The following is a 15697-nucleotide window of genomic DNA, read 5'->3' as shown; positions in this document are numbered from 1 at the left end:
TTTAGATTAATCCAGAGAAAGGCTCAAACCGAGGCCTTTTAGCTCGTTCATCAACACATTGAGAGACTCGGGGATACCGGGAGTAGGCATAGGAGTTCCCTTTACGATTGCCTCATAGGCACGTGAGCGACCGATTGTATCGTCACTCTTAATCGTGAGAATTTCTTGTAGGATATGGGCCGCACCAAAGGCTTCGAGGGCCCAAACTTCCATTTCCCCGAAACGCTGTCCCCCGAACTGGGCCTTCCCCCCAAGAGGTTGTTGTGTAACCAATGAGTAGGGACCGATAGAGCGAGCGTGCATCTTGTCGTCGACCATGTGACCCAACTTCAAGAAGTAAGTTACCCCTACCGTAGCACGTTGCTTGAAGGGCTCTCCCGTACCACCATCGTAGAGCTGCGTCTTAGCACCGGGATCAATCCCAGCCTCCTTGATGTACTCTTCGATGTCTTCGGGAGAAGCCCCATCAAATACAGGAGAAGCAAAGCGCTTGCCCAACTTACGTCCGGCACGAGCCAAGACAGCTTCGAAGAGCTGACCAAGGTTCATACGAGAGGGTACCCCTAGAGGATTAAGACAGATGTCTACCGGAGTACCATCTTCGAGGAAAGGCATGTCTTCTTGACGTACAATCTTAGATACAATACCCTTATTACCATGGCGCCCTGCCATCTTGTCTCCCACTTGGATCTTACGCTTCTTGGCGATATAAACCTTTGCAGTCTGTACGATGCCGCTAGCAAGTTCGTCTCCGATTGTTTCGTCTTGAATACGACGACGGAACTCTGCTTCCAACTCCTTATCCTTACGGATGTAATTAGCAATAAGGGTTGTGATAAGTTCGTTTGTATGGGCGTCTTCTGTCCAGTTACTGCTCTTAATGTTGCTATACTCGTCAATACTTTCGAGCATGGTGCGGTTAAACTTCTTACCGGCAGCAATGATCTCAAGAGAAGCGAAGTCCTCTACAAGATTGGAAGTATGCCCATCGGTGAGCTTGAGCAACTTATCAATAAATACTTTACGAAGCTGCTCTTTCTTTTTGCTATACTCACCTTCGATACGCTCTGTGATCTCTTTGATGTCCTTGCGCTTCTTATCCAAATTCTTGGAGAAGAGCTTGGTATCAATAACGACCCCGCGCAATGAGGGAGAAGCTTTGAGGGAAGCATCCTTTACATCGCTCGCCTTGTCACCAAAGATGGCACGGAGAAGACGCTCTTCTGGTGTGGGATCAGATTCGCCCTTGGGGGTTATCTTACCCACGAGGATGTCTCCGGGAACAATATGTGCACCAATGCGCACGATCCCGTTTTCTGCCAAATCTTTCGTTGCATCTTCGCTCACGTTGGGGATGTCGCTCGTAAGCTCTTCGAGGCCTCGTTTGGTCTCACGCACTTCAAGTTGTTGCTCTTCTACGTGTACCGAGGTGAAGAAGTCTTCGCGTACGATACGCTCGTTAAGCACGATAGCATCCTCGTAGTTGTATCCCTTCCAGGGCATGTAAGCAACAAGGATATTACGCCCAAGAGCCAATTCTCCATTCTGAGTTGCATAGCCCTCGGTGAGGATATCTCCCTTTTCCACGCGATCGCCCTTGCGACAGATAGGTTTGAGGTCAATCGTTGTACTCTGGTTCGTCTTGCGATATTTGGGGAGAGGATAGGTAACAACAGGTTCTTCAAAGCTAACGAAAAGCTCCTCGTCGGTCTTGTCGTAACGAACCTTGATTTGATCTGCATCCACGTAGATAACCTCGCCGGCTCCTTCTGCCATAACTTGGGTACGAGAGTCGCGAACCAATTTGCCTTCCACCCCGGTACCTACGATAGGCGCCTCGGGCTGGATGAGGGGCACTGCCTGGCGCATCATGTTAGATCCCATGAGAGCACGATTGGCGTCGTCGTGCTCCAAGAAAGGAATTAACGAAGCAGCAATAGAGGCGATCTGCGAAGGAGAAACGTCCATCAGGTGCACCTGATTAGGAGCAACGATGGGGAAGTCCGCAGCGTAGCGTGACTTTACTTTGTCGCGAACAAACGTTCCATCAGGATTAAGCGGTGCATTACCCTGAGCAACGTTCATTTCTTCTTCTTCCTCTGCCGTATAGTACTTAAGCCCCTCCTCTGAGAAATCGACTTTCCCATCCTTAACAGCACGGTAGGGCGTCTCTATAAATCCAAGACTATTAACCTTGGCATAAACACAAAGAGAGGAAATAAGGCCGATGTTCGGACCTTCCGGAGTCTCAATAGGACACAAACGGCCATAGTGAGTATAGTGAACGTCTCGAACGGCAAAGCCTGCGCGCTCTCGAGTAAGACCGCCAGGTCCAAGAGCGGAGAGACGACGCTTATGAGTAATCTCGGCAAGCGGGTTCGTTTGGTCCATGAACTGAGAGAGCTGATTGGTACCAAAGAACGAACTTACTACCGAGCTAATAGTCTTGGCATTAACAAGATCTGTAGGACCAAACACTTCATTATCCCGCACATTCATACGCTCACGGACAGTACGAGCCATACGGGCTAGTCCTACTCCGAATTGGGCGGCAAGCTGCTCACCCACCGTACGAACACGACGATTAGAAAGGTGGTCAATATCATCAACGTTAGCACCCGTTGTTGCTAACAATAGAAGGTGGTTAACAATGGAAACAATATCCTCTTTGGTAAGCACACGAACATCGGGATCAACATCCAAATTGAGCTTGGAATTGATGCGGTAACGCCCTACATCCCCAAGATCGTAACGCTTATCAGAGAAGAATAGATTATTGAAGGATTCCTTAGCCGTAAGGTCATCCGGAGCGATTACACTGCGCTGGATGAGGTAGAACTGTCTCCAAGCTTCAACTTCGGAGATCGTGCTATCCTTACTCAAAGTCTGCACAAGCAGATTGATAACATTGCTATTATCAGACTCCTTAAAGAGCAATACGTCGGGAATTGTGAGTCGCTCTTCTTGCAACTTCTGGATTTCTTCCACAACCTCTTCGGTAAGAAGCGTGTCTCTTTCCACTCGAAGTTCGTAACGCATCTGCGCCGTTACTTCTCCGGCAGCGGCGTCCAGAGACTCTTCTTCTAAATTGCGGACTCCGATTCGTTCTGCCACACGTCGTCCGATATAGTTCTTAAGTTTCGATGTCTCTACAACCTCTCCAATCCCAAAAGCACTCCAGATATCACGGTCGGAGCTATAGCCAATAGCACGCAAAAGAGTAGCTACGGGCACCTTCTTCTTACGATCTATATAAGCATAAAGAACGTTGTTGGGGTCGGTTGCAATTTCGATCCAAGTTCCACGGAAGGGGATGATACGAGCCGAGAAGGTACGCACACCCGAGGGGAGGATATTGGAGCTAAAGAAAACACCGGGAGAGCGGTGAAGCTGAGATACCACTACACGCTCTGCACCATTGATCACAAAGGTGCCGCTCGGTGTCATATAGGGGATAGGCCCAAGATACACGTCCTTGACTTGCGTCTCGAAGTCTACGTGCTCAGGGTCATTACAAGAAAGCTTGAGTTTTGCTTTAAGGGGAACACTGTAAGTGAGCCCCCGGCTAATACACTCCTCGATAGAATACTTAGGAGGGTCTACACAATAGTCTATAAACTCGAGAGTGAAGCTATTGCGTGTGTCTTTTATAGGAAAGTTTTCGGCAAATACCTTGTACAACCCTTCTTGTTTTCTGCATTCTGTAGCAGTCTGCAGCTGGAAGAAGTCTTGAAAAGACTTAAGCTGCACTTCCAAGAAATCGGGATAGGGCAATGTATTCTGTATCTTGGAAAAATTCTCTCTGATAGTATCAGTAGTATTAGCCATCTGTTGCTAGATTATTGATTCTCTACGAGTAGGTGGAAAAAGACAAGAAAAGGTCGAGAACTCCTGCAAGCAGGGTTCTCAACCATTGATTACCTGATAATCAGGCAGTAAGGGGGATTACTTCAATTCTACTTCTGCACCAGCTTCTTCGAGAGCAGCCTTCATTGCATCAGCAGTAGCCTTGTCTACACCTTCTTTGAGGGTAGCAGGAGCAGCATCTACGATATCTTTAGCTTCCTTGAGGCCAAGACCGCAGTGTTCCTTTACAGCCTTAACAACTTGGAGCTTAGCAGAACCGAAGCTCTTAAGAACCACGTCGAACGAGGTCTTTTCTTCAGCTTCAGCAGCACCAGCAGCACCGGGAGCAGCAGCTACAGCTACAGCAGCGGCAGCGGGTTCGATACCGTATTCTTCCTTAAGAACGTTAGCCAATTCACTTACTTCTTTTACAGTAAGGTTAACGAGGGTTTCAGCAATTGCTTTAATATCTGCCATTGTAGTATGAATGGATTATTCGTTGATTTCTTTGTTATTACTTATCTTTCTTCCAAGGTCTTAAGAACACCATGGATCGTCTGACCAGCGCCCTGGAGGGCTGAGATCAGGTTCTTAGCAGGCGACTGCAAGAGGGCAACCACTTCTGCCACGAGCTCTTCTTTGCTCTTGATAGAAACAAGAGCTTCGAGGTTCTCAGGACCAAGGTAGATGCTTTCTTGTGCATAAGCAGCCTTGAGAGCGGGCTTACCGAGTTCTTTATTAGCCTTAGCAAACTCCTTGATAATGCGAGCAGGTGCATTAGCATTCTGCGTAAACATTACACAAGTATTGCCCTTGAGCGCACCATATAGCTCTGCAAAGTCAGTCTCGCTTTCGGCGAGAGCCTTGCGCATAAGGGTGTTCTTAACTACGACAAGCTTAACATTTTCTTTATTGCAAACAGCGCGAAGCTCAGCAGTTTTCACAGCATCAAGAGCTTCAATGTCTGCAAGATAAAAGTGGGGATATTGAGCCAAATAGTCTGAGAGCTTCTCAACTACGGTACCTTTTACTTCCTTTCTCATCTTTAGAATCTCTTATTAAAGGTCTACTGATTTAGGATCGATCTTGATACCAGCACTCATCGTGCTAGAGATATGAATGCTCTTGAGATAGGTACCCTTTGCGGAGGTTGGCTTGAGACGAATGATCGTATTGATAAACTCGCGTGCATTCTCCTTAATCTGTTCGGGGGTGAAAGACACCTTACCTACAGAGGTATGAATGATACCACTCTTGTCTACCTTAAAATCGATCTTCCCTGCCTTCACTTCGCGTACAGCATTACCAATCTCGTTCGTTACTGTACCACTCTTAGGGTTTGGCATCAAACCGCGGGGACCAAGCACACGACCGAGAGCACCAATCTTACCCATTACAGAGGGCATTGTGATGATCACGTCGATGTCTGTCCAGCCACCCTTGATCTTATCAATATATTCATCGAGTCCAACATGGTCAGCACCGGCAGCTTGTGCTTCGGCTTCCTTGTCGGGTGTACACAACGCTAGAACGCGTACTTCTTTACCGGTACCATGAGGGAGGGTTACCACCCCACGTACCATTTGATTAGCCTTACGAGGATCTACACCAAGACGAATATCAATGTCTACAGAGGCATTGAACTTCGTGAAAGTGATCTCCTTAACCAATGATGATGCCTCATCAAGGGTATAGAGCTTCCCGGGTTCAATCTTCTCGGCAGCCAACTTTTGCTTTTTGCTTAGTTTACTCATGTCTTACAATTGAATCTTATAGTTGTTCGGGAAAATCACCTTTGATAGCAATACCCATACTGCGAGCTGTACCGGCAACCATACGCATGGCAGCCTCAATAGAGAAGCAGTTTAGGTCTGTCATCTTGTCTTGGGCTATCGTCTTAACCTGCTCCCAAGTGATCTCAGCCACCTTGTTTCGGTTAGGCTCCGCACTACCCGTCTTAGCCTTGGAGACTTCGAGGAGTTGTACAGCCACAGGAGGAGTCTTAACGATAAAGTCGAAAGACTTGTCGGCATAGTAAGTAATTACTACAGGGAGTACCTTACCGGCCTTGTCTTGCGTTCTGGCATTGAATTGCTTACAAAACTCCATGATGTTAATCCCCTTGGCACCAAGTGCTGGGCCAACGGGAGGTGAAGGATTTGCAGCCCCACCTTTAATTTGCAATTTGATTTGTCCTGCAATTTCTTTTGCCATTGTCTTAATGTCTTATCTATGAATAAAACAGTTTTGCACACGTTGCTAGTAGATTCTATCTCCTTGTTGGAAGCTCAAGGGCAATAGACTCTAGAGAGCAATACTCGTAACAGATTACTCTTTTTCAACTTGTGCGTAGCCAAGCTCTAGTGGAGTCTTTCTACCGAAAATCTTCACCATCACCTTGAGCTTTTTCTTTTCTGATAATATCTCTTCTATCGTAGCAGAGAAGCCCACAAAGGCTCCATCTATGATCTTTACGCTCTCTCCGAGCACGAACTGCATATCCACGACATCGGGACCTTCGTTCGTCGTATCTACCTCGTGGAGGAGTTTCTCCACTTCGGCCAAGCTGAGAGGGCTGGGATTGTCATTACCAAGGAAGCCAATAACGTCGGGCAAGTCGCGAAGGGCATTGATAAGCAACTGACTCATCATGCACTCAATAAGCACATAGCCCGAGAGATAAGGGCGCTCTATAATAACCTTCTTGGTCTTACGCTGCGTCATCACCTTCTCGGTTGGTACTACAACCCGAAACACTCTCTGAGAAATGGTAGAGGGCTCAGGAAGAGACATCTCACGCTCGATCGTCTCTTTTACCTTCTTCTCTTTCCCAGATATAGCACGAAGCACATAAAAGCGCTTCTCGTTACTTTCTTCAATCATACAACAATAAACTTACACAGCACGAATGCTCTGCTTATCGCTTTAGTCTACTCTGATTAGATAATCAACTTGTAGATCTGTTCCATCCCAAAGTTGAATACCGTATCAACAGCAAAGATACAGACAGCAATAATCACGGAGGCAATCATAACCACCACCGCACTGTTTGTCAGTTCACTTCTGGTAGGCCAAGACACCTTGTGCGCCAATTCATTGTAAGAATCTTTGAAGGCCTTTCCGATCTTGCTAAAAAACTTCATATACTACGATATTAGCACGGGTTGAGAGGCTCGAACTCCCGACACCTGGTTTTGGAGACCAGTGCTCTACCAACTGAGCTAAACCCGTATCCTTAAAAAGAAGAGCACCCTCCTCCATCGAGAGCCCTAAGAGATCACTCAAAAGGATAAGTGCCCTTCTTATTATGTACATCCTCTACACTCTTCTAACGAGAGCTAAAAGAGGAGGAAGAATTAGTCTTCGATAAGTTCTGTAATCTGACCTGCACCTACCGTACGACCACCTTCACGGATAGCGAAGCGGAGACCTACGCTACATGCTACAGGAGCGATGAGCTTAACGTCGATCGTCACGTTGTCACCAGGCATTACCATATCAACGCCTTCGGGGAGGTTGATTTCACCCGTAACGTCGAGGGTACGGATGTAGAACTGAGGACGATAGTGACGCATGAAAGGAGTGTGGCGACCACCTTCTTCTTTCTTCAAGATATAAACCTCAGCCTTGAAGTGATCGTGAGGCTTAACCTGTCCGGGGTGAGCGAGCACCATACCACGCTTGATTTCATCCTTATCCACACCACGGAGGAGGAGACCTACGTTGTCACCAGCTTCACCTTGATCAAGGAGCTTGCGGAACATTTCCACACCTGTAACAACAGTCTTCTTACCTTCAGCACCGAGACCGATCATCTGAACTTCGTCATTCACGTGAATAACACCGGTTTCGATACGACCCGTAGCTACAGTACCACGACCTGTGATAGAGAACACGTCTTCTACAGGCATAAGGAATGGTTTATCCACATCACGAGGAGGCAGAGGAATCCAAGTATCTACAGCTTCCATTAGTTCCATAATCTTGGCAACCCATTTAGGATCTCCGTTGAGAGCACCAAGAGCAGAGCCACGGATGATAGGAGTATTATCGCCATCGTAGTCATAGAAACTGAGAAGCTCACGCATGTCCATTTCTACGAGTTCAAGCATTTCTTCGTCTTCAACGAGGTCACACTTGTTCAAGAACACAACGATACGAGGAACGTTTACCTGACGAGCGAGAAGCACGTGCTCACGAGTCTGGGGCATAGGACCATCAGTAGCAGCAACTACGATGATAGCACCGTCCATCTGAGCAGCACCCGTTACCATGTTCTTAACGTAGTCGGCGTGACCCGGGCAGTCTACGTGTGCATAGTGACGATTAGCTGTTTCGTACTCAACGTGTGAAGTATTAATGGTAATACCACGTTCCTTTTCTTCAGGAGCGTTGTCAATTGAATCAAACGAACGAGCCTCCGAGAGACCTGCATCAGCAAGCACCTTCGTAATAGCTGCCGTAAGAGTAGTCTTACCGTGGTCTACGTGACCAATAGTACCGATGTTTACATGCGGTTTCGTTCTGTTGAAATGTTCTTTTGCCATAGCAATTTATATTCTTATTGATCTTACTTTGGAGATTGCGCACCCTCTCACTTGAGCAACACAACGATCTCTTTGCCCTACTCCAGAGAGCCGGTGCCGGGACTTGAACCCGGGACCTCTTCCTTACCAAGGAAGTGCTCTACCGCTGAGCTACACAGGCATCTTATAGTCGTAATGAGACTTATATTTACACTCTTCAAGAGTGGGCAGTGATGGATTCGAACCACCGAAGGCGTAAGCCAGCTGAGTTACAGTCAGCCCCATTTGGCCACTCTGGTAACTGCCCCTCCGTCTATAGCGCATCATCCCTTATCTACTATCACTCCTCTGAGTGGGAAGGACGATCTGCATTCTCTTGTAAACACACCAATCCACAGGAGGGCATTCAAGAATCGAGGACAAAGGTACACACAAAATCAGAAATCACCAAACTTCTAGCGAAAAAAAACTTCTTTGCAGATTTCGATTCTGAGAAACTCATAGGTACCTAAGGCGCCTCATGAAGCGTCTGATAGCAATGATATTCCCCACAGAGATAAGAAGAATGATGATTAAACCTAGACTGAGAGACGAGAATATACTGCCGGGAGTTGCAAGTCCATCTAACCTCGGAAGGTATAGATTACGCACAAAAAAAAGCACGCCCGCAGCAAGAATGTAAACGGCAAGATTCACTAGAGAAACAAGCCTCTCATAGGGGAGAGCAACCTCAAAAGGAGAGTACCCCAATAGAAGCAAAATACGCAGCTTCTCTGTATTCTTCTGCAGGAGCAAATGGATGCTCAAGGTGAGAATAAAAAACGACAACGTGGAGATAAGAAGTCCCACAGCGAGCACAATAACGAGACTAATGGTTAGGAGGTAGTTTGCTTTGTTCCTATTCATCTTATCTCCTGCCACCTCATAATTATGTGCATTGAGGTATTGCTCCACCTTTGCATCCCCGGGCTGAGAGACCTCTAGGATTATTCGGCTTACTTCGTTTGCAGAAGAGTATGTCCCCAACTGCCTACTACTCCACTCCATAAAGCTCTCCGGCACTATTATTGTGTTGATACGACTAGAAAAACCCACGATATGTCCCGTAACGCTCAAGCTCTGTCCCTCACTCCCCGTCAGATAGAATTGAATCGGGATTAACCCCACCATTCCTTCGCTAACGCGTGGCAAGCCTTGCGACGAGGCAAACCCAAAGTTGTAGAGAGCTAGATAATCTTTCGGGATGATAACCGGCACCTCTTGAGGCTGAACCGGATCGAAATGCCAAGCAGCCCCCTCTACATCGAGAAACTCCTCGGGCATGGATTCGAAAAACATTTGTGCCTCCAAGCCCCCCTGCCCCGGCTGAGCAACAACAGCCGTCACATTGTACTTGGAGGATGAGAAAGTGCCTAACTTACGCACCCAGGGCTGGGATGAGAGCTGCGCTATCTCCTTGGATGCAAACACCCCGGTCTTGCTATTCCCCCTCGAGAAAAGGCCGCCTACGGCATCTAATCCCCCCACCTTTTTGGTGAGCACCAGATAATCCTTATTGATAAAGCTATCTTCGCTAGAGAAAACAGTGCGTACATCAGCATAGAATTGCAGCCCTATCATCACGATACATAGCCCTATCACATTAGCAAGAGCAAAGCCGATCAATTGTCCTGCACTTACGTTTTTACGCAAGAGCTTCCCTAATAGATTGCGGTTCATAGCTTGAGTGTATGCGTATAATCGAGGAGTAAGGGGTTACCAACAGAGGTGGATATAATAGCCGCACCCTGCTTCTTCGCCTCGTCCCGAACAAGCTCTGCAACGATCCTATTATTCTCCTCATCTAAGTGGCTCACAGGCTCATCCATCAGATAGAATTGGCATGCTTGGCAAAGTAGGCGTATGATGGCCACACGCTGCTGCTGCCCCACGGACAACTTACTTACGGGACTATCCCACTTATCCTTAAGCCCAAGGGTATCGAAAAGTCGAGCTATTTCCTCTTTGGACTTGTAATGGGTAAGTCGGTTTTTGAGGAATACATTGTCCGCCGCCGAAAGCTCAGGGAACAACGCCAAATCTTGGGGTAAATAGGCAATTTCTTCCCTTCTTATCCTGCACCAATCTTTCACGGTAAGGGAGTTTATATCCCTTCCATCAAAGAGAATCGAGCCCTTATAGTCGCGTCTGTAACCACAGATATAGGCACACAGCGACGACTTGCCGGCACCGCTCTCCGCCGACACAAGATAGGAGACACCCTGCTTTAGATCTAGCCCGGGCTGAAGCCAGACCTCCGACCGGAGAGGTGGCTCTACCGAGAAGACACAAGGCAGGGTATCTTGTAAGGTAATTGTTTGCACTTTGCTTATGCTTGGAGCATGCGTTTTACGAATCCTTCTAGAATATTATCCCCCTCGGCAGCATCGTTGCGGAAGACGATAGTAGATTCGTGCGGAGAAGACATATGCACCATTAGGTATCCATCCAAACTATACTCTGTAAATTGCTTTACAAGCGTGCTTAGAGAAGATTGGGAAGACAAATCAACGAACAATCCCCCATAACTCCCCACAAAAGAGGCAATATACTTGTTCTCAAGAGCACTTTCTTTGGGCTGAACAAAAGGTGCATTTCGGTAGTACACGTAGTTGTTTAGAGTCCCATAGTAAGCACCATTGTCACTATTAAAGAAGTCTTCATCTAGGTGATACACTCCATTATTTTGCGAACTCTTCATCCCGGTCCCTTGGCACAAGAGGGTATCCAGATGCAGAAGAAGTTCGGCGCTATTCTTGCTCTGAGCGAGCAACATGTACTCAGGGGCAGAATCCCAATCCATGATTGAGCTTGGCAACTTTACGCCTCCTGCTATTTCTCCCCCAAGACGGCAAATAACCTGCTTCGCCAAGAGAGCCTCAGATTCCGATGCACTTGTAAGAGCCAATGCCTGGCACACTGCGTCTAAGGCTTTCTCTCCAAGAGACGAAACAGCAATAAGTGCGACATCCTTTGGGAAGTTGGCAAGAAGTTCCTTTGTCACCTTAACATCACTCATAAAAGGACTAGTGTAGGGCTTCCCCTCTGGATCATAAAGTTTGATTTCGCTCCTGATTTCTTTTTTCTCAAAAGAGATGGTAGCAATTACACGCATGTCCTTTTGCTCTTTGAGCATGGGGAGCGCTTTTTCAAGGTCCATGGTTTGAGGAGCTTCTTCCTCAATGGCTTCTACTTCATCTTGCTCTACCCCCTCTTTAGAGAGTTCTTCCAAATCCTCTTCCCAGTCTCGCCAATCTATATCTTGGTCCGCTGCATAGTTGTGGTTAAAGTTCAGACCGCGAAGTTCTTCTAGGTCAGTAATAAGAGCATAATTCATATACATACCGGCATCTTTAGCATAGATATCGCTGATGTGCGGTATGGTATTAGCATTATTCTCAGGCTTTATTTCTACATATTTCTTGACTGCCTCAAGAGGCGCCAAGCCCATGTCATTCGAAAAAATCCAGACCTGTTTTTTATTACTTACAATCGTGGAATTATTATTAGAGGCAATCCAATACCCATCTTTTTCCTCTCCTTGTTCGCCATAGCCCAACTTAGAAGAGGCTTCTCTAAACTGCTTGAAGTCTTTTACGAAAAAGGTAAAAGTAAGATTCTTTTCCGGAGTGATAAAGAAGAAAAGGTCGTGCAACTTTATTGATTTGGTCAAATCCATCATAAGGCTAAACTCCTCATCTATGGTAGCATCTTTGGGGAGATATTTTTCAAAGTTCCCCTTTTTGATCAAATCTGCCCCGTTGCAATAGCCAACAAATAGGCTCTCTTGAGGGATCGTCTCGAGTAATTTCTTAGCGCCCTTAGGGCTACAAGAGGCAAGAAGTCCTACAACTAGCAAAGTTGCCACAAGCCAAGTGTAACGAAAAGTCTTCATCTCTATATCATCTTTTAGTTTAAACTCCCAGCCCATTATTGGCTGGCACTTTTGGCAACAAAGGTATGTATATAATGGCATTTAGATGGACACTCCTCCCCACTCCCCCTCTAGGCACAAAATTGCAGCCTACTCTCCTTGAGCACTTTAAGGCTGATTTTCCTGGAGTTTCAGGGGAAGAACGAAAACAAAACAGCCCTAAACCTTTTCAGATTTAGGGCTGCACCGGATCTCTTATTAGGGAGAGATTTTATTCCAAATCAGCCTCAATTGTATGCGAAGAGAGCTCCTTGACAGTGAGGGTAAAGGAGAGAGAGGATTTTTCTGCTATACGATCTGTGGTCAGCTTGTCGGGGAAAAGGTTACTTCCAAATCCTAGAATTGTATTAAGATGGATGGCGTATTCGTTATTTCTCACCACTCCGTAACGCCCGAAGGAGTTCCACAAAGGCGCTTCTGTTTGCCCGAAATGGCGAATCGGGAGAAGGTAATAATTGTAAGACTGGTGATAGAATTGTATCTCATTAATGGTAAAGGAGGCTTTGCGAACTGTGATCAAACCTTTCTTTTTCGAGTCTTTCAAACCCTGCTTCAAAGCCTCTAAAAATCCAGAAGGCATCCCATTTACAGGCTTATCATAGGCATCTATATTTTTCAGCACCTCTTGTACGAGAGAAGCAAATGCGCTCTCCCTCATCGCTCCTCCCTTATAACGGATCCAACCCTCTTCTGTCCCTAGTTGATCTTTTAGTGACTTTGGTACCACCTTTGCCCTTACGACAATATGGGGAATTAGGGAAACAAGGAAATGATTGGGTGGGCAAGTTGTCTCCTTTATGTATAGTCTCTTGTTGGATAAGTCTGTGCTATTGCGATCCTTTCCCACAGAAACAAAAGACAACGTTGGATTGGGAGCAACTCGATATTTACCTATAAACTCATCCGTCAAAGCGCCAGCAGACTGAGCCTTTATCTCCTCATAACCGGGACTGTAGGCATAATCTTTGGCAAGAGGCTGCACCTCTCCCTCCATCTTTGTCCGACGTATTAAATCAAAATCCCGAGAGAAACATATCGTACGAAAAGAGATATTTTCATCCAACAACAGGGCTTCTTGGTTCGCAACGCGGGGTGTGCCATAAGCGAAAACACGAGCGAGCATCGGCTCTACCTCTAGCTTACAGGCTGGTTTTCCCCCTAGCCCTTCTATTGTTTCACTAAACTGATCTTCCGTAACATGGCAGGGTGCGCTATTTACGGGAGACATGGTTACACTACGGAATTTACCCCCCTCCAGGTCTGCGAGATAGGCGATATCCCCCTTGATAGCCTCACGGAAGTCTTTGAGCTGTGTATAGCCTTGCAACTTTCTTTCCAACGTTTCTGTAACATTGACAAAGGAGAGAATGTAGCACTCTTTGCGAACGAGTTTGATGGGTGTTGGTGAAGCCATGTTGCCCTCCAGCTTCTTAATCCCGAACAATTTGCTCTCGGGCTTATCCCCATCGAAGATGTAAAGAGAAAGGCAACGAACCTGATGGATAGGATCTTCACTCCCGTCGCGCAATACCCCTTGGGGGCAATCTAAGGAGAAAGAGATGTAGGCAGAGTCTGCACTAGAGGTTGTGGTCTTTCCCTTATTGGGAGACGAAGTGTGGCAAGCCAACAACAAAACGCCCATAAAAAGACCTCCAAATAGAATCTTTGCTGTAGATTTCATATACATTTTATATTGTTTATTCCTATGCAAAGTTAGGGATTTTTTCAAAAGAGACCTCTTCCGTACGACTGGGAATTAGACTATAAACTCTGGGAAGAGACGCTCAGCGTGGGGTTCCGGTTTAGGCAAAACCATCCGAATGTGGATGACCATACAGGTCTCTCTAGGTCTTTTTTGTAGGAGAGATTCAAGGCAAAAGAAGTTGTTTAGAGGTCGTTTTGGAGAAAAGAGAAGATATAAAAATGGGAGGGCTTACTCTAGAAGTAAATACCCTCCCACGGTATCGAAAAAAAAGTCCTCTCAATCTATGTCACAAATATCTTGAATCCTCAATACTGGAAGGAGTGAAGCAAGTCTCAAAGACAACCTACAGATCTCCTCCCTCCGGCGCAATACTTCCACGTCCCTCAATAGAGACATCGGGAGGATCCTCCTCAACAAAGATTGAGGACTATACTTAATGCTGATCCTTTATCTTTTCGATTTGACGTTTAAGAGCATCTACAGCCAAATCCACAGCCTCCTCAAAACTAGAAGCCTGCTTCTCTGCAAAAAGGTCGGGACCAGGTACTTCCAAACGAATCGAAGCCTCCTTATTCTTATCTTCGCCTCCCTTGGCAACCTTTAGCACCACCTCAGCTTTAACTACACCTCCATAGAGACGATCCAAACGATCGAGCTTCTTTTGTACAAACTCTTCTAGTGCCATAGTAGCGGTAAAATGTACTGATTGAATCCTAACTTCCATAATAGACTTCTTCTTTGATGCTCGTGGATGAGCGTTATACATCTGTTGCAACTCTGCTAGCGAAGTGTGTGTATATAGTACCGTTGTAGCCACACTTTTATGCCCCAAAAGCTCCTTTACCGCCATTAGCTGCGCTCCATTGTTGAGCATAGCCGTGGCAAATGTATGCCTTAATACGTGAGGACCTCGACGTGCCAAACCTGGGATAGATTGCAACCGCTCGTGTACAATCTGATACACTACCTCTCCGCTAAGAGGTTGGTTACCCAAAGAAACAAAAAAAATCTGAGATAAGCCTACCTTTTGGTGCTTGAGTGCAAGATATTCTGAGATACGTGCGGCAAGACGATCTCCGAAGGGGATTATTCGCTCCTTCCGCCCCTTACCAAAAACACGTAGCACCCTCGAAGACAAATCAACGCCCCCCTCCAAAAGGCCCACCAATTCACTTCTACGCATGCCCGTCTCGTAGAACATCTCTAGGATCAATTGATTCCGCAGAGCGACAAAATCGTCTTTGTCTACCTCTTGCGCATAAAGCAAGTTACTAATCTCTTGCTCCGAGAGCACTGCAGGCAACGGGCTCTCCCCTCGCGGGCCACGTACCAAGCGAGCAGGACTCTGCTCCAACAGTCCGATCTTTACGAGATAACGATAGTAACTCTTGAGGGAACTCAATTTGCGATGCACGGAACTTCTCTTCCGCCCCTGCTCTATTAGAGACGACAAGAAACCTCGGATCAGATCTCTATCCCCGTCGCTGGGGACAAACTCCTCTCCTAGCACCTCCTCCACATACCGTACATACTGTTGCAAATCCAACTCGTATGCTGCAACCGTATGCTCCGACTGATTGCGCTCGTAGCGGAGGTAGCCAAGGAAACGTTCTATACTCGAATGAGGCATAAGCTCCTAAAAAAGAA

13 protein-coding genes and 3 tRNA genes are annotated in these 15697 nt (G+C 46.6%); all 16 read right to left on the bottom strand.

Annotation, left to right across the window (positions count from 1 at the left end; translation table 11 throughout):
• Positions 1–6: 6 nt before the first annotated feature.
• Positions 7–3828, bottom strand: a complete 3822-nt coding sequence (gene rpoB, locus POREN0001_RS08475; protein WP_004335236.1) for a DNA-directed RNA polymerase subunit beta — start codon at positions 3826–3828, stop codon at positions 7–9.
• Positions 3829–3945: 117 nt separating this feature from the next.
• Positions 3946–4323: a 50S ribosomal protein L7/L12 gene (rplL, locus tag POREN0001_RS08470; protein WP_004335333.1), complete on the bottom strand. Its 378-nt coding sequence runs from the start codon at positions 4321–4323 to the stop codon at positions 3946–3948.
• A gap of 41 nt (positions 4324–4364) precedes the next feature.
• Entirely contained in the window at positions 4365–4889 is a 525-nt protein-coding gene (gene rplJ, locus POREN0001_RS08465) for a 50S ribosomal protein L10 (RefSeq protein WP_004335325.1), read from the bottom strand.
• Positions 4890–4904: 15 nt separating this feature from the next.
• Entirely contained in the window at positions 4905–5600 is a 696-nt protein-coding gene (gene rplA / locus POREN0001_RS08460; protein WP_004335293.1) for a 50S ribosomal protein L1, read from the bottom strand.
• Between the two features lie 16 nt (positions 5601–5616).
• Positions 5617–6060, bottom strand: a complete 444-nt coding sequence (gene rplK, locus POREN0001_RS08455) for a 50S ribosomal protein L11 (RefSeq protein WP_004335256.1) — start codon at positions 6058–6060, stop codon at positions 5617–5619.
• A gap of 114 nt (positions 6061–6174) precedes the next feature.
• On the bottom strand, positions 6175–6729 hold the full coding sequence (gene nusG / locus POREN0001_RS08450; protein ID WP_004335282.1) for a transcription termination/antitermination protein NusG: 555 nt from the start codon (positions 6727–6729) through the stop codon (positions 6175–6177).
• Positions 6730–6785: 56 nt separating this feature from the next.
• A complete protein-coding gene (gene secE, locus POREN0001_RS08445; protein ID WP_004335266.1) occupies positions 6786–6989 on the bottom strand; it encodes a preprotein translocase subunit SecE in 204 nt (67 codons plus the stop codon).
• Positions 6990–7004: 15 nt separating this feature from the next.
• Positions 7005–7077, bottom strand: a tRNA-Trp gene (locus tag POREN0001_RS08440).
• A gap of 125 nt (positions 7078–7202) precedes the next feature.
• A complete protein-coding gene (gene tuf / locus POREN0001_RS08435; RefSeq protein WP_004335339.1) occupies positions 7203–8393 on the bottom strand; it encodes an elongation factor Tu in 1191 nt (396 codons plus the stop codon).
• Positions 8394–8481: 88 nt separating this feature from the next.
• Positions 8482–8553, bottom strand: a tRNA-Thr gene (locus POREN0001_RS08430).
• A 43-nt stretch (positions 8554–8596) separates the two neighbouring features.
• Positions 8597–8679 (bottom strand) — tRNA-Tyr (locus POREN0001_RS08425).
• A 191-nt stretch (positions 8680–8870) separates the two neighbouring features.
• Entirely contained in the window at positions 8871–10091 is a 1221-nt protein-coding gene (locus POREN0001_RS08420) for a hypothetical protein (protein WP_004335305.1), read from the bottom strand.
• Complete coding sequence (locus POREN0001_RS08415; protein ID WP_004335212.1) at positions 10088–10735, bottom strand: ATP-binding cassette domain-containing protein; 648 nt, start codon at positions 10733–10735, stop codon at positions 10088–10090. Before POREN0001_RS08415 ends, POREN0001_RS08420 begins: the two co-directional genes overlap by 4 nt.
• 5 nt (positions 10736–10740) lie before the next feature.
• The gene (locus tag POREN0001_RS08410; RefSeq protein ID WP_147286670.1) at positions 10741–12306 is read right to left on the bottom strand and encodes a hypothetical protein; all 1566 of its coding nucleotides are present in this window, start codon (positions 12304–12306) and stop codon (positions 10741–10743) included.
• Between the two features lie 250 nt (positions 12307–12556).
• Positions 12557–14026 carry a fimbria major subunit gene (locus POREN0001_RS08405; RefSeq protein ID WP_169307838.1) on the bottom strand — a complete coding sequence of 490 codons (1470 nt, stop codon included), beginning with the start codon at positions 14024–14026 and terminating at the stop codon, positions 12557–12559.
• A 457-nt stretch (positions 14027–14483) separates the two neighbouring features.
• A complete protein-coding gene (hpf, locus tag POREN0001_RS08395) occupies positions 14484–15680 on the bottom strand; it encodes a ribosome hibernation-promoting factor, HPF/YfiA family (RefSeq protein ID WP_004335245.1) in 1197 nt (398 codons plus the stop codon).
• Between the last annotated feature and the right edge of the window lie 17 nt (positions 15681–15697).

Origin of the sequence: Porphyromonas endodontalis ATCC 35406, assembly GCF_000174815.1 — a bacterium.
GTDB classification, from domain to species: Bacteria; Bacteroidota; Bacteroidia; order Bacteroidales; family Porphyromonadaceae; genus Porphyromonas; species Porphyromonas endodontalis.
The sequence above is the reverse complement of the archived record's forward strand: the minus strand, read 5'-3'. Positions and strand labels throughout refer to the sequence as shown.